At 61.0% G+C, this 20822-nt stretch carries 16 protein-coding genes and 4 tRNA genes; 10 read left to right on the top strand and 10 right to left on the bottom strand.

What is annotated here, in order from left to right; translation table 11 throughout:
* Window positions 1–39: 39 nt before the first annotated feature.
* Window positions 40–525: an asparaginase domain-containing protein gene (locus KO539_RS23615; RefSeq protein ID WP_034781194.1), complete on the top strand. Its 486-nt coding sequence runs from the start codon at window positions 40–42 to the stop codon at window positions 523–525.
* A gap of 608 nt (window positions 526–1133) precedes the next feature.
* Window positions 1134–3779, top strand: a complete 2646-nt coding sequence (locus KO539_RS23610) for a TonB-dependent receptor (protein ID WP_257626420.1) — start codon at window positions 1134–1136, stop codon at window positions 3777–3779.
* Between the two features lie 140 nt (window positions 3780–3919).
* Here KO539_RS23610 and KO539_RS23605 read toward each other — a convergent pair whose 3' ends face one another.
* Together KO539_RS23605 and dinB are read right to left on the bottom strand one after the other, a co-directional pair.
* A complete protein-coding gene (locus KO539_RS23605) occupies window positions 3920–4816 on the bottom strand; it encodes a recombination-associated protein RdgC (RefSeq protein WP_034754435.1) in 897 nt (298 codons plus the stop codon).
* A 118-nt stretch (window positions 4817–4934) separates the two neighbouring features.
* The gene (gene dinB, locus KO539_RS23600; RefSeq protein WP_219312080.1) at window positions 4935–6089 is read right to left on the bottom strand and encodes a DNA polymerase IV; all 1155 of its coding nucleotides are present in this window, start codon (window positions 6087–6089) and stop codon (window positions 4935–4937) included.
* 185 nt (window positions 6090–6274) lie between these two features.
* On the opposite strand from dinB, the gene KO539_RS23595 reads away from it, so the two are divergent.
* From KO539_RS23595 to KO539_RS23560, 8 genes are all read left to right on the top strand, one after another.
* The gene (locus KO539_RS23595) at window positions 6275–8437 is read left to right on the top strand and encodes a S9 family peptidase (protein ID WP_257626419.1); all 2163 of its coding nucleotides are present in this window, start codon (window positions 6275–6277) and stop codon (window positions 8435–8437) included.
* A gap of 99 nt (window positions 8438–8536) precedes the next feature.
* A tRNA-Val gene (locus KO539_RS23590) sits at window positions 8537–8612 on the top strand.
* A 54-nt stretch (window positions 8613–8666) separates the two neighbouring features.
* Window positions 8667–8743: transfer RNA gene (locus KO539_RS23585), tRNA-Asp, on the top strand.
* Between the two features lie 216 nt (window positions 8744–8959).
* Window positions 8960–9035 (top strand) — tRNA-Val (locus KO539_RS23580).
* A 57-nt stretch (window positions 9036–9092) separates the two neighbouring features.
* Window positions 9093–9169: transfer RNA gene (locus tag KO539_RS23575), tRNA-Asp, on the top strand.
* Between the two features lie 101 nt (window positions 9170–9270).
* Window positions 9271–10374 carry a hypothetical protein gene (locus KO539_RS23570; protein WP_257626418.1) on the top strand — a complete coding sequence of 368 codons (1104 nt, stop codon included), beginning with the start codon at window positions 9271–9273 and terminating at the stop codon, window positions 10372–10374.
* Window positions 10365–10991: an ATP-binding cassette domain-containing protein gene (locus KO539_RS23565; RefSeq protein ID WP_219312077.1), complete on the top strand. Its 627-nt coding sequence runs from the start codon at window positions 10365–10367 to the stop codon at window positions 10989–10991. The genes KO539_RS23570 and KO539_RS23565 overlap by 10 nt, the downstream gene beginning before the upstream one ends.
* Before the next feature lie 132 nt (window positions 10992–11123).
* A complete protein-coding gene (locus tag KO539_RS23560) occupies window positions 11124–11462 on the top strand; it encodes a CzcE family metal-binding protein (RefSeq protein WP_219312075.1) in 339 nt (112 codons plus the stop codon).
* Window positions 11463–11530: 68 nt separating this feature from the next.
* On the opposite strand, the gene ahpF is transcribed toward KO539_RS23560, so the two are convergent.
* The 8 genes from ahpF to KO539_RS23520 all read right to left on the bottom strand — a co-directional run bounded on the left by ahpF (window position 11531) and on the right by KO539_RS23520 (window position 20819).
* Window positions 11531–13126, bottom strand: a complete 1596-nt coding sequence (ahpF, locus tag KO539_RS23555; protein ID WP_219312073.1) for an alkyl hydroperoxide reductase subunit F — start codon at window positions 13124–13126, stop codon at window positions 11531–11533.
* 98 nt (window positions 13127–13224) lie between these two features.
* A complete protein-coding gene (ahpC, locus tag KO539_RS23550; protein ID WP_034780873.1) occupies window positions 13225–13788 on the bottom strand; it encodes an alkyl hydroperoxide reductase subunit C in 564 nt (187 codons plus the stop codon).
* A gap of 188 nt (window positions 13789–13976) precedes the next feature.
* Entirely contained in the window at window positions 13977–14375 is a 399-nt protein-coding gene (locus KO539_RS23545; protein WP_219312071.1) for a DUF3597 domain-containing protein, read from the bottom strand.
* A 169-nt stretch (window positions 14376–14544) separates the two neighbouring features.
* Window positions 14545–17346, bottom strand: coding sequence for an EAL domain-containing protein (locus KO539_RS23540; RefSeq protein WP_257626417.1), 2802 nt, complete (start codon window positions 17344–17346; stop codon window positions 14545–14547).
* 134 nt (window positions 17347–17480) lie between these two features.
* Window positions 17481–17873, bottom strand: a complete 393-nt coding sequence (rbsD, locus tag KO539_RS23535) for a D-ribose pyranase (RefSeq protein ID WP_035823039.1) — start codon at window positions 17871–17873, stop codon at window positions 17481–17483.
* Between the two features lie 4 nt (window positions 17874–17877).
* Window positions 17878–18786: a ribokinase gene (gene rbsK, locus KO539_RS23530; RefSeq protein WP_219312069.1), complete on the bottom strand. Its 909-nt coding sequence runs from the start codon at window positions 18784–18786 to the stop codon at window positions 17878–17880.
* A complete protein-coding gene (locus tag KO539_RS23525) occupies window positions 18783–19838 on the bottom strand; it encodes a LacI family DNA-binding transcriptional regulator (RefSeq protein ID WP_219312067.1) in 1056 nt (351 codons plus the stop codon). The genes rbsK and KO539_RS23525 overlap by 4 nt, the downstream gene beginning before the upstream one ends.
* Window positions 19839–19847: 9 nt before the next feature.
* The gene (locus tag KO539_RS23520; protein WP_035823046.1) at window positions 19848–20819 is read right to left on the bottom strand and encodes an ABC transporter permease; all 972 of its coding nucleotides are present in this window, start codon (window positions 20817–20819) and stop codon (window positions 19848–19850) included.
* Window positions 20820–20822: the final 3 nt, after the last annotated feature.

The raw sequence follows: 20822 nt of genomic DNA, 5'->3' as shown, positions 1-20822 counted from the left end.
ATCATGCGCGTCATTCTCCACTGACATCGTGACCACATCATGACTTTGCGCATACTCGCCACTGGCGGCACTTTCGACAAACACTACAACGAATTGAACGGTACCCTGGGCTTTTCCGACAGTCATTTGCCGGCAGCGATTGCCCGCGCGCGCATGACGGCGCCCGTGGCGCTGGAGCAATTGCCCCTGCTCGATTCACTCGACATGCAAGATGCGGACCGTCAGCGCGTGCTGGCCTCGTGCCGCGCAGCGCAAGAGAAAGCCATCGTCATCATCCACGGCACCGACACCATGCGCGAAACGGCGCAAGTGCTGGGCGCGGCGAACCTGCAGCAAACGGTGATATTGACGGGCGCCATGATTCCCTACGAAATCGACAATTCCGACGCCCTGTTCAACCTCGGCTTTGCCTGCGGCGTGGCGCAAACCTTGCCAGCCGGCGTGTACGTGGCCATGAATGGCCAGATCTTCGCGTGGGACAATGTGCAAAAGAACCGCGCCGCCGGCGTATTCCAGCCTTTGTAAGCCGATGCCGGACAGGACGCGGCAGGCAGACCGGCACACGGTCTGACTGGCACGCTGTCACAATTCGACCAGCCCGTTTTCAACGGGCTTTTTTTACGTTTTTTTGCCTTTCAAAAATTCTGCAATACGACAGATTTCGTCGAATTATTGCAGGTAAAACATCGAATTGCCAATACAATAATTTTATGTTGTAAAAAAACGCCATTCATCATTTTTAAAAACACCGATATTATTAAATATAAAACTGCAATTTAACAATTAACTTAAATATTCTTCTGTATCCGTAATTTATTGCCAAATCCGACACGGTTGATATGCATTTTTTCTTGCTGAGACGACATAATGTTCGCCTCGACAAGTCAAAAGTGCATTTATAACAATATTGCGCTAAGTAGTCTTCCACTTCCCACCGACGTGGTTCCGCCTACCGTACACGAGCACCGCTGGTCATCTATCCGATGGCTTATACGTGTTCGTGTACTGCTTGTCGTTATTAAAACTACTACGGAGTAATTGTTACAATGGCATTTAAAGAAAAAATTGGCGTACGCAGCGTACGCCTGGCCCTGACCGTTCTGGCAGGTAGCGTCTTGTTCTCTGGCCAATCCATGGCGGACGAAGCAATTCAAAAAGTTGAAATTACCGGTTCGAGTATCAAGCGTATCGCTGTCGAAGGCGCCTTGCCTGTGCAGCGCCTGACGCAAGAAGCGATCGCCAAGACAGGCGCCACCACGGTCGCCGACCTGCTCCAGGCCTTGCCCGCCATGCAAGGCTTTACCGTCGGTGCCGCCGCAGCTGGCACCAATTCGGGCGGCCGCACCAGCGCGTCGATCCACGATATCGGCGAAGACTACACCCTGGTCCTGCTGAACGGCCGCCGCATCGCGCCACAAGGCTCGGGCACTTCCGTCAACCTGAACGCCATTCCGATGAGCGCCGTTGAACGCGTTGAAGTGCTGACCGACGGCGCTTCGGCCCTGTACGGCTCGGACGCCATCGCCGGCGTGATTAACTTCATTCTGAAGAAGAACCAGCAAGGCGGCTCCCTGGAAGCCACCTACGGCGGTCCGGAAGACAAGGGCGGCAACGCCTGGAACACCAACGTGACCTATGGCTTCGGCGATATCGACGAAGACCGTTTCAACGTGCTGGTATCGTACCGCCATGACGAGCAATCGAACTTGCGCGCTACCGACCGCACGTTCGCCCGTTCGTCGCGTATTCCAGTGAGCCATAACGGCAAACAATATGTCTTCGACAAGACTGCCATAGGCACGGCACCGGCCAACGCCACCGTGTCCGTCAAAGGCAAAGACGATTACCTCTTCAATCCATACCTGGCGAAGAATAATAATTGTGGCGCCGCGACCAATGCCCCACTGGCAGCCAATAAGCTGGCTTGCGGCTACGATGGTGGTTCGACGGTTGAAATCGTGCCTGAATCGAAGCGCGACAGCCTGTTTACCCGCGCCACCTACAAACTCAACGATTCGCTGAATGCGTTTGCCGAAGTCGCCTACTCGCGTTATGACCTGACCGCGCGCATCTCGGCCAATCCGGTGGCAATCCCGATTGCGCTTAACGGTGCGCAGTACAACAAGTATGTCCTGCCTTACCTGACACCAGAGCAAGTCAAGGACATCACCTCCGTGTCAGCCAACTATCGCATGAGCGACTGGGGTACCCGCGACTCCAACACCATCACCGAGACCAAGCACTTCGTCATCGGCGTCGAAGGCGAAATTGGCGCGTGGAACATTGATGCGGGCCTGACCTGGTCGCAAAATGCCATCAACGAACGCTACGTCGGTGGCTATGCGAAAACGGCCGATATGAAGGCCCTGCTGAAAAATCCGTCGTTCGACCCGTTCCTGCCGGCCGGCACTCCATCGTCGGAAATGCAAACGTTGATCAACAATTCGCAATTCAACGGCTCGATCCGTACGGCATCGACCACCATGCGCGGCATCGATGCGCACGGCTCCCGTGAACTGTTCACCTTGCCAGGCGGCAAAGCCAACATCGGCATCGGCGCCGACTACCGCGAGTACAACTACGGCCAGACGCCAGACGCAGGTGCAAACACCAGCACCATCTACGGCTTCAACACCTCGCCACGTTACGACCTGAGCCGTTCAACCTACGGTGTCTTCGCCGAATTGCTGGCACCGATCACCAAAACGGTGGAAGTCAGCCTGGCTGGCCGCTATGACTCCGTATCGGCGATCGACAATGGCGTCATCAACAAAACCATCGGCAAAGACGCCAATGCCAATACCTACAAGGTCACGGCACGCTGGCAGCCAATACAGCAAGTGCTGCTGCGCGGCTCCTACGGCACGGGCTTCAAGGCCCCGGACATGCTGAGCATTGGTCAGCCTCTGGTCAACAACGGCTTTACCGGTGCTAACTGGAATTGCCCATTCCCAGGCGATGCACTGTGCCGTGCGCCTAACACCCAGTACAATAAAATGGCTGGCGGTAACGAAAACCTGAAGCCGGAAAAATCGAAACAGTTCACCGTCGGTTTCCGTATCGAGCCTAGCTCGGCATTCTCGTTCGGCGCCGATCTGTGGGACGTAAAAATCACCGACGCGGTTTCAGCCGTGAGCGAAACGCAGGCATTCAACAACCCAGGCATGTACCGCGACCTGTTCGGCACCTATATCGAACCGACGACCGGCAAGCCGTACTTTGCGTTCAAGTCGCTGTCGATGAACATCGGCCAGACACACAACCGCGGTATCGACTGGGACATGACGGCACGTAAGAAGTTTGATTTCGGTAACTTCACGGCTAACCTGAGCGGCACCCATATGCTCAAGGCCGACTACACCGTACCAGGCACCAAGGATCAGTGGACCAACAACATGAACTTCTACGGCATTTCCGATGCCGTGACGTTCCGTAACCTGATGAAGCTCAACATGAGCCTGGAATCGGGCAAGCTGACCAACACTGTCGTCGTGAGCTACCGTAATGGCTATACCGACGCTTCGGCCGAAGTGGTAAACCTGGCCACCAGCACGAAGGAAAATATCCGTCTGCACGTGCCTTCGTACACGACGGTTGACTTCCAGGGCCGCTATGCGTACAGCAAAGCAGTGACCTTGCGCGCAGGTATCAAAAACCTGTTTGACCGCGAACCGCCGCTGTCGCTGCGCAGCTCGCGTGGTCACCAGGTTGGCTACGATCCACGCTACGCCGATCCAATGATGCGTTCGCTCTACTTCACGGCCCAGTACAAGTTCTAAGTTGACCTCGTCAACCTAGGCTGAGCCGACCAAGGGCCTTGCAAACGCAAGGCCCTTTTTTTCGTCCAAAGATCGCCGTGCCAGGCAAGGGACGAAAAAAAAGGAGCCGCAGCTCCTTTTCCGTACCGGCATGACTACACTTATGCAGTCGCTTCGCCACCGAGGGCTTCGACCACGTCGGCCATCAGCTTGCTCAATTCGCCCGTCATCAGCATCACGTCGCCGTCGAAACGCTCTTCGTCGTTCTTCGTGCTCGATTCCGTTTCCTTGATCACGTCCAGCGGCTTGACGCTCTTGATGGCCAGGGACTCCGTCAGCACGAACGAAATCTTGTCGTTCCACGTCATGGCCAGGCGCGTGCACTGCTTGCCGGCCGCGATGTGGCGGCGCACGTCGTCCGCTTCCAGGGTGTGGCGCACGTAGCGCACGGTGGCCTTGCTTTCGCCCGTGGCGCGCAATTCCGTGTCCATGTCGACCGTGAAGCCGGCCGGCGCATCGTCCGCTTGCAGCCATTCCGTCATCACCGCCACGGGCGAGCGCTGCACGCGCAGGCTTTCCAGCGGCAGTTTGTCGACGGCTTTCAACAGCAGCTTGATGACTTCATCGGCTTTTGCCGGACTGGCGGCATCGACCACCAGCCAGCCATTGACGGGGTCGATCCACGTCCAGACGTTGCTGCGGATGCTGAAGGCGCGCGGCAGCAACTCGTCGGCCACGCGTTCCTTCAATTCCTTCATGGCCTTTTTACCAGGCGCAAAGCCTTGCGCTTCTTCCATCTCGGCAGCGCGGGCCTTGGCCACCTGGTTGATGACGGTCGCTGGCAAGAGTTTCTTTTCCGTGCCCAGCAGGATCAGCATCTGCTTGTTGACCACATGGACCAGGCCGCCGTTCGGGCGTGGCGTATCCCAGCCCTGGCGCATCAGATCCATGCTGGTCGCCGGCGTAAATTTGTTCGAGGACAAGGCCTCTTCCAGTTGTTCTGGCGTATAGGCCCATGGTGCGGGCAGGCGGTAAATCTGAAGATTCTTGAACCACATAGTTTTTGTCTTCCGTTTGTTTCAGTAGTGCCAGGGGAACGCCATTCTACACTTTCGACACGGGAATGCCGTCAAAAGCGCGGACTGGCGCGGTGTTGTTGATGCGTGGGGAATGCCGCTACAGGGCGGGAAACAGCTCCGCCTGGGCTGGCGCCTGCCGCGTCACGATGGCCGGATCGGACAAGGTCGAGATGCGCACGCCCAGCAGGCGGATTTTCTTTTCAAATGGCACGCGCCGCAAGCAATCGCGGCTGGCGCGCAGGATGGCGGCGGCGTCTGCCGTGGCGCTGGGCAAGGTGATGTCGCGCGTGACGGTGCTGAAGTCCTCGAAGCGCAGCTTGATGCCCACCGTGCGCCCCGCCAGCGACTGTTTATCCAGGTCGCCTGCCACGCGCGTGCACAGGCTTTCCAACTTTTCCGACAGGGTGGCGCGGTCGCGCACCACCTGCAAGTCGCGCTCGAACGTCGTTTCGCGGCTGACGGACTTGGTTTCCCGGCTCGTCTGCACGGGACGCTCATCGATGCCCAGCGCCGCCTGGCGCAGCCAACCCGTGTACAGGTCGCCAAACTGCGTGCGCAGCATGGCCATGTCGGCCTGCGCCAGCTCGCCGATGGTGACAATGCCCAAGGCTTCCAGCTTGGCCGTCGCCTTCGGGCCGATGCCGTTGATCTTTTTCGCCGGCAAGGGCCACACGCGCGTGGCGATATCTTCGGGCGACAAAATGGTGAGGCCGTCCGGCTTTTCCAGGTCGGAACAGATTTTCGCCAGCAATTTGTTGGGCGCCAGGCCGATCGAGCACGACAGACCCGTCGCCTCGGACACGGCCGCCTTCAGGCGCGCCGCCATGGCCGGCGCCTGCTCGCCATAGTCGGTCAGATCGACATAGATTTCATCGATGCCCACGTTCTGGATGATGGGGCACAACTGGGCCACGGCCTGCTTGAAACGGGCCGAATAGTCGCGGTAAGCCTCGAAATCGGCCGGCAGCAGGATGCTGTCGGGCGCCAGTTTCGCCGCCTTCATGATGCCCATGGCGGAAAACACGCCAAACGCACGCGCCGCATAAGTCGAGGTGGTGACGACGCCGCGCCCCACGTAGTCGCGCATGCGCGCAAATTGCCGCGTGCCATCTTCCTGCAGCACGGGCTGCTGCAGGCGCCCGCCACCGATGACGACGGCTTCGCCGCGCAATTCCGGATATTTCAACAGTTCCACGGAGGCGAAGAAGGCGTCCATGTCCAGGTGGGCTATCCAGCGGCGGGATTCAGGCAATGTAGGGGCAGATGCGGTCAAGGACACCTCGCGGCGGGATGCTGTCGGATACTGTAATTATATACAGTATCGCTGCAAATGCCAGTGGACGCAAGCGGCGGGACGGTATTGATTGAAATCATGATTGGCTTTTCTATTTAGCAAGAATAGAATCGCTGCACAACAACGAAACCTAGGGAGTTGCCTTGTCCACAGTACCTCACGTCTTACGCCGACTGGCCGTCTGCTCATCCATCCTGCCGGCCCTGCTGCTGTCCACCTTGGCGCCATCCGCGCTGGCCGACACCACCACCATAGCCGCCAGCGCACCGGTCGCCGCCAAAACGGCCTGGCAGGAGACACGCCACGGCACGGTCGTCACGGACGACTACCGCTGGCTGCAAAAGAAAACCGATCCTGCCGTCATCGACTACCTGAATGCGGAAAACGCCTACACGGCGGCCGTGACCGCCCCGATCCAGCCGCTGGCCGACAAGGTGTATGCGGAAATCAAGGGCCGCATGCAGGAAGTGGACCTGTCCGTGCCCGCGCGCCAGGGCAATTTCTACTATTACACGCGCGTGGAAGCGGGCAAGCAATACCCGATCCATTGCCGCCGCCCCGTCGGCGCCAGCGGCGCCTACGATGCGCAGGCGGCTGAAGAAATCTTGCTGGACCAGAATCAATTAGCCGAAGGCCACAAATTCTTTGCCGTGCGCGCCTTCAGCGTCAGCCCGAATGAACAGTTGCTGGCCTACACCACCGACACGACGGGTTTCCGCCAGTACGAGCTGCATGTCAAGGATTTGAAAACGGGCAAATTGCTGGGCGACAGCATGCCGAGAGTCACGTCGCTGGCCTGGGCGGCCGACAACGCCACCCTGATGCTGGCGCAGGAAGACGCCACCACCAAGCGCTCGGATCGATTGTTCCGCCTGGCCCTGGGCGGTGCGCCGCAACAGGTCTACCACGAGCCGGTGGAACAGTTCGCCATCAACGTGGGCCGCACGCGCGACAAGCAATTCTTCGTGCTCACCTCGGGCAGCACGGATACCAGCGAAGTGCTGCTGCTGCCAACGAGCAAGTCGCAAGGCAGCTTCCAGTCCGTGCTAAAACGCGAAAAAGGCCACCGCTACGGCATCGAACACCGCGACGGCCAGCTGTATATTCTGACCAACAAGGAGGCGAAGAATTTCCGTGTCGTCAGCGCGCCGGTGGCTGCCCCGCAGCCGAAGAACTGGAAGAGCGTCGTGCCGCACAACAAGGATGCCGTGATCCAGTCCATCGACGTGTTCCAGGGCTACCTGGTGGTGATGGAAAAGACGCGCGCCCTGAACCGCGCCCGCATCCTTGATTTTGCGCAAAAGAATTGGAAGACGGTGCAGTTCGACGACCCCGTCTACCTGGCCACGGCGGCCGGCACGCCCGAGTTTTCCGCCACACAATTTCGCATGTCTTACCAGTCGCCAGTCACGCCGCCCACCGTCATCGACGTCAACATGCAAGATGGCAAGCGCACGGTGCTCAAGCAGCAGGAAATCGTCGGCGGCTTTGACGGCAGCCGCTACACGACGCAGCGCCTGTGGGTCAAAGCGCGCGATGGTGTGCAAGTGCCGCTGTGGGTCGTCTACAAGAAAGGCGTGAAACTCGACGGTTCCGCGCCGCTGCTGCTGTACTCGTATGGCTCGTATGGCATCTCGACGGAAGCCAGTTTTTCCATCAGCCGCATCAGCCTGCTGGAGCGGGGCGTCATCTATGCGCAGGCGCATATCCGCGGCGGCACCGACATGGGTGAAGCGTGGCATGAAGACGGCATGCTGATGAAGAAGAAAAATACCTTCAATGACTTCATCGACAGCGCCGACTACCTGGTGCGCGAAAAATGGACCAGCCCGAACCGCCTGATCATCCAAGGTGGCAGCGCCGGCGGCTTGCTGATGGGCGCCGTCGTCAACATGCGCCCCGAGCTGTTCCACGCCGTGCACGCGGCCGTGCCGTTCGTCGACGTGATGAACACCATGATGGACGCCAGCCTGCCGCTGACCACGGGAGAATATCTGGAATGGGGCGACCCGAACCAGAAGGCCGCCTACGACTACATGCTCAGCTACTCGCCTTACGACAACATTGCGCGCAAGAATTACCCGGCCATGCTGGTCACGACGGGCCTGAACGACAGCCAGGTCATGTACTGGGAGCCGGCAAAATACGTGGCCAAGCTGCGCGCGTATAAAACGGACGGCAATCCCCTGCTGTTGAAAACGAATATGGGTGCCGGCCACGGCGGTGCCTCGGGCCGCTATAACGCGATTGCCGAAAACGCATTCAATATGGCGTGGATGCTGTCGCAGTGGAATATCACGGAGTAAAGTGAAAAAAGCGCTTGCAGAAGGATTTTAGCCGTCCTATAATAGCGCCTCTTCCAGACGTGGTGACAAACGTCGGGATGGTTTTCTGAGACAAGCAACGGGTGCTTAGCTCAGTTGGTAGAGCGGCGCCCTTACAAGGCGTAGGTCGGGAGTTCGAGCCTCTCAGCACCCACCAAATCAGAAAACTGTCCAGTGCTTCATGGATCAGCAACACAGATCATACGAGCTTGGAGTGGTAGTTCAGTTGGTTAGAATACCGGCCTGTCACGTCGGGGGTCGCGGGTTCGAGTCCCGTCCGCTCCGCCAATAAAAGAAAAGCCCTTTGGTTCTCTGAACCGAAGGGCTTTTCCCATTTCAGCAGCCAAAAACACGCCAATCCCCCCTCGCCTGAACATTTTTGCGTTTTTCAGCAAAAAAATGCTTTTATCCCATAAGAATAGTTGCACAAGCACGAAAGCGCCCCCTATAATAGTGCCTCTTCCAGACGTGGTGACAAACGTCGGGATAGTTTTCTGGGTATGCGGGTGCTTAGCTCAGTTGGTAGAGCGGCGCCCTTACAAGGCGTAGGTCGGGAGTTCGAGCCTCTCAGCACCCACCACCAATACAGAAAATTATCCAGTGCTTCATGGATCAGCAACACAGATCATACGAGCTTGGAGTGGTAGTTCAGTTGGTTAGAATACCGGCCTGTCACGTCGGGGGTCGCGGGTTCGAGTCCCGTCCGCTCCGCCAATAAAAGAAAAGCCCTTTGGTTCCCAGAACCGAAGGGCTTTTCCCATTGTGGGGCCGTAAATGCTCTAGAATCAGCGCTACCCTGACTCCACTCCTGCCTGATGCTCCTGCCCCGCAGCTTTTCCCCCTATCTTGCCCTGCGCTTGCGCCTGGCCCATCATGCTTTGCTGCAATTTGCCGCCAGCCTGACGAGTTCCATGGAGATCTTCTTTTGCCTGGCAGCTCCCGTCTTGCTGGGCCTGCTCAGCGTCATCGCCCTGCCCGGTTTTCTCGCCATGACCTTACCCTGGCCCGCCGCCCTGGGCCTGCTGAGTGCGCAAGTGCTGCTGACGTGCATGCCCACCTGGCTGCTGCGCAAGCGATTGTTGCCAGCCAATATAGCCGCCTGGCTGCGCCAGCTGCCCTTGCCGCCGCGCCTGCGCTGGCAAGCCGACATCGCCGTGGCCGGCCTGCTGATGCTGCCGCTGGGCCTCGCCTATGCCGTCTCGGCCAGTATCTGGCTGGCGCAGTCGCCACCCTGGTTGCGTCCGGTCGCCGCGCCCGGCATTGCCGCCACCATCGCCGTCTGGCTGCTGACCTGGCTGTTGACGACGCTGATCGTGGCGCTGCGCCTGCGCGCGCCACGCCCCGCCCAAGCGGCGCGCCCGTCAACGATGACGGCATATATGCCGCAAAGGCTCCGCTGGCGCACTGTGTTCCTGTGGCGACAGCTATTCTGGCTGCCGTTCTGGCGCAACGACAATGTGACCGGCCGGCAGCAAAGCGTGCTGCTGGCCACGGCTGGCGCCAGCATGCTGGCCTGGCTGCTGCGCGCACCGCTCGTGCCCGCGCCGCTGCTCGGTTTGCTGGCCAGCGCCAGCCTGGTCATTCTGACGGACCGCGGCGACAAGGCCGTGCGCGAGCAGATCGCCGTGCTGTGCCCCACGCTCAACGCCTGGCCCCTGGCCAGCGGCAACCTCATCCGCCTGGCCTGCGCGGCCAGCCTGCTGCCGGCGTTGACCGTGCTGCTGGGCGCCGGCGTCTTGCTGTACGTCATCGATCCGGCAACCTTGCAGCAGCGCGTGACCACGGTCTACGCCGTCACGGCCAGCGCCGCCCTGCTGGCCATCGTCGGCCTGCCCCGCCTGACGGCACGCGGACGCGTCGCCCTCGTCGTTTTCTCCATCCTTGCCTTGAGCGCCATCGGAAGCGAATTATGGAATTGAATGCCACCTCTCCCGTGCTGCACATCGAGCACCTCGATTTTCACTTCCCCACGCACAGCGTGTTCCAGGGATTCAATCTGCAATGCGGTCCCGGCATCAGCTGGCTGCGCGGCGCGAACGGGGCCGGCAAGACGACCTTGCTGAAGCTGGCGGGCGGCGCCCTGCTGCCCGCGCGCGGCACCATCCGCCTGGACGCTATCGACAGTGGCTGCATGCCGCTGGCCTACCGCGCGCAAGCGTTCTATTGCGGCGGCGACCTACCCGCCCTGCCCTGGCTGCAAGTGCACGAGTTTCTCGACCTGCACCTGGCCCTGTATCCGGGCAGCGACCAAGCCCTGCTGAACGACGAGTTGAGCGCGTTTGCCCTGACGTCCACCTTGCAACAAAGCATTAACGCCCTGTCCCTGGGCCAGCACAAAAAGCTGCAACTGGCGCTGGCACTGGCCTTGCCCGTGCGCCTGCTGCTGATCGATGAACCGTTCAACGGCCTCGATGCATCCGCCATGGCGTACTTGCGCCAGTGCCTGTCCGAGCCGTCCCGCCTGGCGCGCCAGTGCATCGTGCTGACCAGTCACCTGGCGCCGGACGTGCCGCTGGCGGCGACGGTGGAAATATAGACAGGAAATACAGCTTTGCAGATCGACCAAGGACAGCTTACGATGCCGTGTTGCAAAAACCGGCGATCCCGGTGCAACCACCATAAAACGGCGCGGTTATTCACCGCGTCCAGTCTATTCTTGGAGATCAGCATGTTGAACACCCACCGCCGCGCCCTGGCCATCCTGTGCGCCACCCTTGCCACCTCGGCCATCGCTGCCGGCCCCACGGGCACGGCCGCCGACTACGGCAGCAGCGCCCCGCACGCCGCCGCCCAGCGCGGCATCGAGTTGCAGCCCGACACGCGCCACATCAACGTCACGCGCGGCGAAACCGTCACCATCGCGCGCGCCGGCCAGCGTTTTACGTGGCACGTGCAAACTTTCAACAACACGACCGTCTTCGCCCTGAGCGACATCGCGCCGAAGGACATGCCCGTCGATGGCATCCGGGTGTATGTGGCCGCCAATCCCCTGTACGCGGGCAGCTAAGTTTCTTCTACACATAAAAAAACCGGAACCACCTCGCGGCCGTTCCGGTTTTTTTTCAGCGTAAAGATTTACGCCGTCAATGCTTCTTTCGCTGCGGACTCTTCAACCACTTCCTCGTCATCCGAGCGGATCAGGTGGTCAAAGGCGGACAGCGCTGCCTTGGCGCCTTCACCGGTGGCGATGATGATCTGCTTGTACGGCACCGTGGTGACGTCGCCGGCCGCAAACACGCCGGGGATCGAGGTCTGGCCGCGGGCATCGACTTCGATTTCACCGTGGCGCGACAGCGCTACCGTGCCTTTGAGCCACTCCGTGTTCGGCACCAGGCCGATTTGCACGAAGACGCCTTCCAGCTCGACTTTCTTCGACTCGCCGCTGACCCGGTCCGTGTAGGAGAGGCCATTGACGATCTTGCCGTCGCCGTGGATTTCGGTCGTTTGCGCCGACGTGATCACGGTCACGTTAGGCAGGCTGTGCAGCTTGCGTTGCAGCACCGCATCGGCACGCAGTTCCGCGCCGAATTCGATCAGGGTCACGTGTTTCACGAGGCCGGCCAGGTCGATCGCCGCTTCCACGCCCGAGTTGCCGCCGCCGATCACGGCCACGCGCTTGCCCTTGAACAAAGGGCCATCGCAGTGCGGGCAGTAGGCGACACCGTGGTTGCGGTATTCCTTCTCGCCCGGCACGTTGATTTCGCGCCAGCGGGCGCCGGTAGCCAGGATGACGGTCTTGGCTTTCAAGATGGCGCCATTCGCCGTTTCAATCTGCACCAACTTGCCCGGCGTCAATTTCGCGGCGCGCTGGGTGTTCATGATGTCGACTTCGTATTCCTTGACGTGCTGTTCCAGCGCCATGGCGAACTTCGGACCATCGGTTTCCTTGACCGAAATAAAGTTTTCGATGGCGAGGGTGTCGAGCACCTGGCCGCCGAAACGCTCGGCCAGCACGCCCGTCTTGATGCCTTTGCGGGCCGCGTAGATGGCCGCTGCCGCGCCGGCTGGGCCGCCGCCGACGATCAGCACATCAAACACGTCTTTCTTGTTCAACGCTTCGGCCTGGCGGGCACCGGCGTTGGTGTCGAGCTTGGCGAGGATTTCCTCGACATTCGTGCGTCCCTGGCCAAAGTGCTGGCCATTGAGGAACATCATCGGCACGGCCATGATTTGCCGCTCTTCCACTTCTTTAGGGAACACGCCGCCATCGATGGTGGTGACCTTGATGCGCGGATTGATCACGGCCATGGCATTCAAGGCCTGCACCACTTCCGGGCAGTTATGACAAGAGAGCGAAATAAACGTTTCAAATTCGTAGTCGCCGTCGAGGTTGCGGATCTGCTCGATCACGGCCTCGTCGAACTTGATGGTGTGGCCGCCCACTTGCAGCAGCGCCAGCACCAGGGAGGTAAATTCATGGCCCAGCGGCACACCGGCGAAACGCACGCCGATGTCGGAGCCGGTACGGTTGATGCTGAACGACGGGGCGCGTACGCCAGCGTCAAGGCGCTCGACCAGCGTGATCTTGTCGCTCAACAGGACTATTTCCTGGAGCAATTCCTTCATCTCGCGGGCTTTTGCGCTGTCATCGAGAGAAGCGACCAGCTCAAGCGGATACACCACTTTTTCCAGGTAGGATTTCAGTTGGGTTTTGAGGGTTGCATCTAACATGATTTTTTCTTCCTTTACAAATATTTAGGCGAATGCCGGGCCGGACGCCCGGTCCGGCATCGCGGTAACTACTTGTTTGCTACGTCGTGCATCGAGACTTAGATCTTGCCAACCAGGTCCAGCGATGGGGTCAGGGTTGCTGCGCCTTCCGTCCATTTGGCTGGGCAAACTTCGCCTGGGTGAGCGGCAACGTATTGAGCTGCCTTCACTTTGCGCAACAGTTCCGATGCATCACGGCCAATGCCGTTGTCATGCACTTCCAGCACTTTGATGAAGCCGTCCGGATTGATGACGAAGGTACCGCGCAGTGCCATGCCTTCTTCTTCGATCATGACTTCGAAATTGCGCGACAGGGTACCGGTTGGGTCGCCGATCAGTGCGTATTGCACTTTCTTGATCGCGTCCGAGGTATCGTGCCATGCTTTGTGCGCGAAGTGCGAATCGGTCGAGATGCCGTAGACATCGACGCCCAGTTTCTGGAATTCAGCGTGGTGATCGGCCAGATCTTCCAGTTCGGTTGGGCAAACGAAGGTGAAGTCGGCTGGGTAGAACACGAATACCGACCACTTGCCTTTCAGCGACGCTTCCGTCAGGTCGACGAATTTGCCATTGTGGAATGCGGTTGCCTTGAATGGTTTAACTTGGGTATTGATGAGCGACATAATCATTTCCTCTCGTGTGGTGAATCAGTAAGACCCTAGTGTAAGGGGTTTTAGTCCATATGCAAAATTGATTGTCACAATAGTTTCAATTAGTTTTAGCTATCACGACATCATGGGAACTCCATGATAGGCAGTTCCCACGCGATTGGATAGCGGTGACAGTGGATACCCCTGCCGCCGCCAGGTGTTTAGTTCTTCAGTTCGTCCGGTACTTTGCCGCCGTTTTCCGCCAGCTTGATCATCACCTGGCGATGCAGCCAGATATTCATGCTGGCCGAATCATTGGTGTCACCCGTGAAATGCAGCTCTTGCGCCAGTTCCTTGCGCGACGCCAGGCTGCTGTCGAGTTGAAGCAGTTTCATCAGGTCGACGATGGACGTGCGCCAATTGAGTTTTTCCGCGTTCTTGCTGGCCAGGTCGACCAGCACCACTTCCACGTCCACCACGGGCACGGCAGCTGCTGGCGCAGCAGGTGCGGCCGCCGGTGCTGCGGCAGGCGCGGTCGTGGCGGCGGCCGGCGTGGCTGCCGGTGCGGCGTCGGACGAATGGTGGAAGATTTTATTGTAGATATTGCTGAAAATGCCCATGAGGTCACCTCGAGTTGAGTGAATGGAAGAAGATTTGCCTGCGCACTAGGTCCAGGACCCATGACAGCAAAGCCGGGCGCAGGCGCCAGCCCGTCGAGTATAAGCCCGTTCAGGGCGGGAGCCCTGTCCCGCAGGCCTGGATGAAATCTGGTGGCGGGCGATGCCTGTTTCAAGGGTGCAAGGGCCGCTGCGCGTGCAGCAGCGCATCGAACGCTTCGATGGACAGCGGCGGCGCAAACAGCTCCCCTTGCGCAAAATCGCAGCCGATCTCCAGCAGCAGCGCGCGCTGCGTTTCGGTCTCCATCCCTTCGGCGATGACCTGCAAGCCCAGTTTATGCGCCATGGTGACGATGGCTTCGCACAGCACCAGCTCGCTGCTGCCGTTCGCCAGCTTGCGCACCAGCACGCCATCGAGCTTCAGGTAATCGATGCCGCACTGCTGCAGCTGCGTCAGCGAGGCATGGCCGCTGCCAAAGTCGTCCAGGGCGATCTGCAGACCCGCCTCGCGCAAGTGCTGCAGGCGTGGCGCCATGCTATTGCCGTTAGGTAAAAGTACATCTTCGCGCATGTCGAGCACAATGGCCGAGGCCGGCACATCGAGCGCCATCAGCTGGCGCAGCCAGGTGCCGGGCGCCTCCACTTCGCGCTGCAGCTCCAGCGGCGACTGGTTCAGGCACAGTTGCAGCCCCGGCAAGCCGATGGCATGGCCTTGCGCGCGCCAGCGCAGCAGCTGCGCGGCCGCCGTGTGCAGCACCCAGTCGCCGATCTCCACGATCAGGCCGCTGCTTTCGGCCAGCGCCAGGAAATCCGGCGGGCATACCACGCCCCGCTGCGGATGCTGCCAGCGCAGCAAGGCTTCCGCCTTGGCAAGTTTGCCGCTGTGCAGCTCGACGATGGGCTGGTAATACAGCTGCATCTGCTGTTCGCGCAAGGCCGTGCGCAAATCCGCCCCCAGGCGCATGCGGTTGACGGCCGCCACCTGCATGGCGGGCGTAAAGTAGCTGTAGCGGTTGCGCCCCGCCCCTTTCGACACATACATGGCCTGGTCCGCCTGCTTGAGCAAGTCCTCGATATTGCCCGCGTCGTCCGGATACAGGGTGATGCCGATCGAGGCCGAGACGAACGCCTGCTCCTGCCCCAGCAGGAACGGCGCCAGTAAACCGTCGAGTATCTGCCGCGCGATGCGGTCAACTTGCTGCAAATCATCAAGGTCGGACAGGATCACCGTGAATTCATCGCCGCCCAGGCGCGCCACCGTGTCCGTCTCGCGCACGCCCACGCGGATGCGCCGCGCCGCCTCGATCAGCAGGATATCGCCCTGGTGGTGGCCTAGCGTATCGTTGACTTCCTTGAAATGGTCGAGATCGATGAACAGGATGGCCACGCGGCTCGTATCGCGCCGGCCCTGGGCCAAGGCCTGGCGCAAGCGCTCGTGGAACATGCGCCGGTTCGGCAATTGCGTCAGGGTATCGAAATTGGCTTGCTGCCAGATCAGCGCTTCCGTTTGCCGCTTGTCCGTCACGTCTTCCAGCATGCACAGGTGGTGCGGGCCGCCATGGCGCGCCGTGGCGATGGCCGTCACCGAGGCGTCGACCCACACCACACTGCCATCGGGACGCACGATGCGCTTGGCGTGGCGAAAGCCGTGCAAGCTACGCGCCAGCAACTGCGCCACCTGCTCCAGCTCACCGGCCACGTCATCGGGATGGCTGATCTCCATCCAGCTCGTTTGTTTCATGTGTTCCAGGCTGCGCCCGCTGATGGCCAGGTAGCGCGGGTTGATGTCGAGAAACTGTCCGCTCACGGTATCGATCAGGGCGATGCCCATGGGCGCTTCCTCGAACATGGTGCGAAAGCGCAATTCCCCCTGGCGGATGGTTTCCTCCGTGCGGCGGCGCTCGCGTGCCAGGTTATTGAAGTGAAAGGCGGCCGACACGGCCAGCAGGCTGCCCGCCAGGCCCAGCGACAGATACAGCCAGCCCAGGTCGGCGCCCGGCACGGGGCGGTACAAAAAACCCTTGTAGGCGCGGCTTTCCGTGGCATTGCGCGGCAGCACGCCCATGCTGGCATAGGTGTCGGCGATGTGCTGCCAGCGCTGGGGATTCATGTAGCCAAGCTCCACCAGCACGGGCTGCAGCAGCAATTCCATTTGCTGCGCCTCGTACAGCAGATGCGCGCGGTCGTGGCGCTGGCTGTACTTGGCAAGGATCACGCGCGCCATTTCCTCGCGATGCGCCATCGCATATTGCCAGCCACGCAGGCTGGCCGCGCGGAACGCTTTCACGCGTTCGGGATGACGGCGCAGTTCCTGCTCGCTGGTAAACAGGTTGTCGCCGTAGAAATCGATGCCGGCCGTGCGCGGCGTAAATTGGTAATAGGAAAAGCCCGCCCGGTCCAGGTAGTCCGGTTCGTTGGTGGAGTACGCGGCAATCGCATCGACCTTGCCATTGATCAAATCCTCGATCCGGTAGCTGGGCGGCAAGTGGCGCATCTGCTGCGGCGCGACGCCCATTTTCGCCAGGAACAGCGACACTTCATCGGCAGCAAGGGCCACATCGCCGGCCGCACCGATCATCACGGACGCGCCCACCAGCTTGCGCACGTCGGGCGCGCCGCCCTGCTGGCGCATCAGCAGCACGCTGGGCGAGTGCTGGAACACGACGGCCAGCACCACCAGGGGCTTGCCCGCCAGCCGGCTGAGCAACAAGGTGCTGTTGCCCACGCCATACTCGGCCTGGCCCGCCAGCACGGCCGCCTCGGCAGGCGGCACGCCGCTGCCTTCGACCAGTTTCACCTCCAGTCCCGCCTCGCGGTAATAGCCTTGCTCGATGGCCGCGTAATAGCCGGCGAACTGGAACTGGTGCGTGAAATTGAGCTGCAGGGAGACGGCTTCCAGCGCCCGGACGGGCGTGGCCAGGCACAGCAGCAGAATGAAACAGCAGCGGAAAGCGTCGGGGGCTTTCATCGGCATGGCGGGACACCACAGGAAGCTGCCGCGTTGGCAGGGGTAAGGCTATTGTAGCCGCCCCTTTTGCCGATGGATAATTATTTCAGTGAGGACAATAGCGTTGATGTTTTTGGCAAACAATGTCGCCATTGTTTGCGCTAGAACACGACGCCGGCCACCAGAATGATGTTGGCGTACGGACTGCACTCGCCCGTGCGCACGATGGCGCGCGCACCCTTGCTCAATTGCTTGAACTCCTCGTGCGTCACCTGGCGCGCATCGGGCAAGGCCAGGGCCGCCACCTGCGCCGCCATGGCCGGATTGTGCTGCGGCAACTCGCTAGCGAGCAAATGGTATTCCACCTGCATTTCGCTTAATACCGTGTTGACGGTATCGATGAAGCCGGGGATGCCGCGCGTCAGGGCCAGGTCGATCAGGGGCACGCCCGGTTGCGACGGCAAGCCCGCGTCGCCGATGACGAGCATGTCGCCATGGCCCAGCGAAGCGATCAGTTGCGACAGCGCAATATTAAGCAGCGGTGATTTTTTCATGGGTTCAGAACAGCTCGTGCAAGTGGGGGATCGAGGTTTGCGCGCCGGGCTTGGTGACGCTCCAGGCGGCCGCGCGCTGACCTTGCTGAATCGCTTCCGCCTCGTCCATGCCGGATGCCAGGCCCGCCACAAAGCCGCCAATGAAGGTGTCGCCGGCGGCCGTCGTGTCGACGGCTTGCACCACTTCGGCCGGGAACGTGAAATCGCCGCCATACAGGGCCGCGTGCACGCCCTTGGAACCCAAGGTGATGATGACGTTGTCGCTGCCCAGCTTTTGCAGTGCGGCGGCCAGCGCCTTGGCGTCCGCGCCTTCCGGGCTGACGCCGGCCAGCATGGCCGCTTCGATTTCATTCGGAATCAGGTAGTCGACCAGTTCCAGCACGCCGTCCGGCAAGCTGGCCGCCGGAGCGGGATTGAGCACCACGGTCTTGCCCAGGGAACGGGCCAGTTTGATCGCATGCACGATGGTGGCCATCGGCGTTTCCAGCTGCAGCACGACGATGTCCGCCTGTTCGATCAGCTCTTTTGCCGCGTCGATGTGCGCGGGGCTGAGCAGATCGTTGGCGCCGCCGGCGATGACGATGCTGTTCTGGCCATTGTCGTCGACGAGGATGGAGGCGATACCCGAGGCCACGCCCGGCAAGGTGGTGATGTGGCTGTCGATGATGCCGTCGCCCACCAGCGCCGCGCGCAAGGTCGCGCCAAACGCATCGTCGCCCACGCAGCCAACCATGGCCACTTGCTGGGCGCCCGCCACTTTGCCGCTCAGGCGCGCGCAGGCCACGGCCTGGTTGGCGCCCTTGCCGCCCGGAATCGTACGGAAAGCGCCGCCCGTCAGGGTTTCGCCGGGGAGGGGCATGCGCGGCACGCGCAAGACCAGGTCCATATTGATGCTGCCGATAACCACGATCATGATGTCATTCCCATCAGTTCAGTTGCAGGTAAAGAAGTAGGTACAGAAGCAGGCACTGCGGCGACGCTGGAGCCGCGCACGTGCAGCTCGGGTGCGATGCTGCGCTGCTGGCGCGGCATCGCAGGGTCGGCGATGCGCGCCAGCAGGCAGGCGGCCGTGATGTGGCCCAGCTCGCGCGTATTTTGCGCCACGCTGGTCAAGGCTGGATGCACGAAGCTGGCCAGGTCGATATCGTCGAAGCCGACAACGGCCAGTTCACCCGGCACGGCGATGCCGCGCTCGGCGGCGGCGCGCAGGGCGCCAAAAGCCATCAAGTCATTGCAGCAGAACAAGGCATCCGGGCGCTGGCCTGGCGGCAGCGCCAGCAAGTCCAGCGCGGCCGCATAGCCGCCCGCGCTCGTAAAATCGCTATGCACGCACAGGGCGTCGTCCAGGACTACGCCTGCGTCCGCCATGGCGCTGCGCGCACCGGCGATGCGCTCGTTGGAAATGCTCACTTCGCGCGGGCCGGCGATGCAGGCGAGGCGCCGGCGTCCCAGCCCCAGCAGATGGCGTGCGGCCAAGGCACCACCGGCGCGGTTGTCGACGGCCACGGCATCGATGGACAAGTCACTGGGCGCGCGGTCGAGCAGCACGGCCGGCACCTTCATCTTGCGCAGCAATTCGCCATCGCTGTCGGCCAGCGCGGACAAAATCAGGCCGTCGCAACGCTTGGTCAAGAGCACATTCAAATAGTCGCGCTGCTTGACGGGGTCGTCATCGGAATTGCACAAAATGACGCTGTAGCCGGCCGCGTAGCAGCTGTCTTCGATGCCGCGCGCCACTTCCGAAAAATACGGATTCGTATTATTCGGAATGATCAGGCCGATGGTGCCCGTGCTGCGGCTGCGCAAGGAACGCGCCAGCGCGCTGGGCACGTAATGCAGTGCCTCCGCCGCCGCCAGCACGGCGCGGCGCGCCTCGTCGCTGACGGGGCGGGTATTGTTGAGGACGTGCGACACGGTGGTAAACGACACCCCCGCCGCCTGCGCCACTTGTTTGATGGTTGCCATGGGCGGCTATTATGAACGCTCGCCGCGGCGGCGGTAGGTGTCGAGCACCACGGCCGCGACAATCACCAGGCCCGTGACGATGCGTTTCACGGGTTCGGACACGCCCACTTGCGCCAGGCCCGCTTCCAGCACGGAAATGATCAGCACGCCGATAAACGTGCTGATGACGGAACCGCGACCGCCCATCAGGCTCGTGCCGCCGATCACGACGGCGGCGATCACTTGCAATTCCATGCCCACGCCGCCGTTCGGGTCGGCCGCTTCCAGGCGCGACACCTGGAACAGCGCGCCCACGCCGGCGAGGAAGCCCATCAGCGCAAACACCAGCACTTTCGACGGTTTTGTATTGATGCCGGACAAACGCACGGCTTCTTCATTCGTGCCGATGCCGATCCAGTGGCGTCCCAGCACCGTGCGCGTGAGCACCAAATGGCCGATGACAACGATGGCGATCGAGGCGATGAAGGCGGGCGACAGGCCGAAGGCGATCGGCGAGCTGATGCCGTCAACGGCGCTGCCGATGTATTCCGTGCGCGAATTCGTCACCTGATACGCCATGCCGCGCGCCATTTCCAGCACGCCCAGGGAAACGATGAACGAGGGAATGCGCCAGCCGACGGAAATCAAGCCCGTCGTGGCGCCGCACAGGGCGGCGACGAACATGCCCAGCAAGGCCGCGCTCCACACGGGCCAGCCCCAGTGCACGACGGCCAGCGACAGCACGGACGCGGCCAGCGCCATCACGGAGCCGACCGATAAATCGATGCCGCCGATGATCAATACAAAAGTCATGCCGACGGCCATCACGACCAGGGTCGGGATATTGTTCGACAGGGTGCTGAGGGTGGCGAGCGTAAAGAAATTTTCGCTGGCAAACGAGAACAGCACGCACATGGCGACCAGGGCGCCGATCAGGCCCGCATAGTTTTTCAGGTCGGCCAGACTGCGCTGCAGATACGATGGGGAAGAGGTAGTGGTCATGGG

This window comes from Janthinobacterium sp. NKUCC06_STL (genome assembly GCF_019345455.1).
GTDB lineage: Bacteria > Pseudomonadota > Gammaproteobacteria > Burkholderiales > Burkholderiaceae_D > Janthinobacterium > Janthinobacterium rivuli.
The sequence above is the reverse complement of the archived record's forward strand: the minus strand, read 5'-3'. Positions and strand labels throughout refer to the sequence as shown.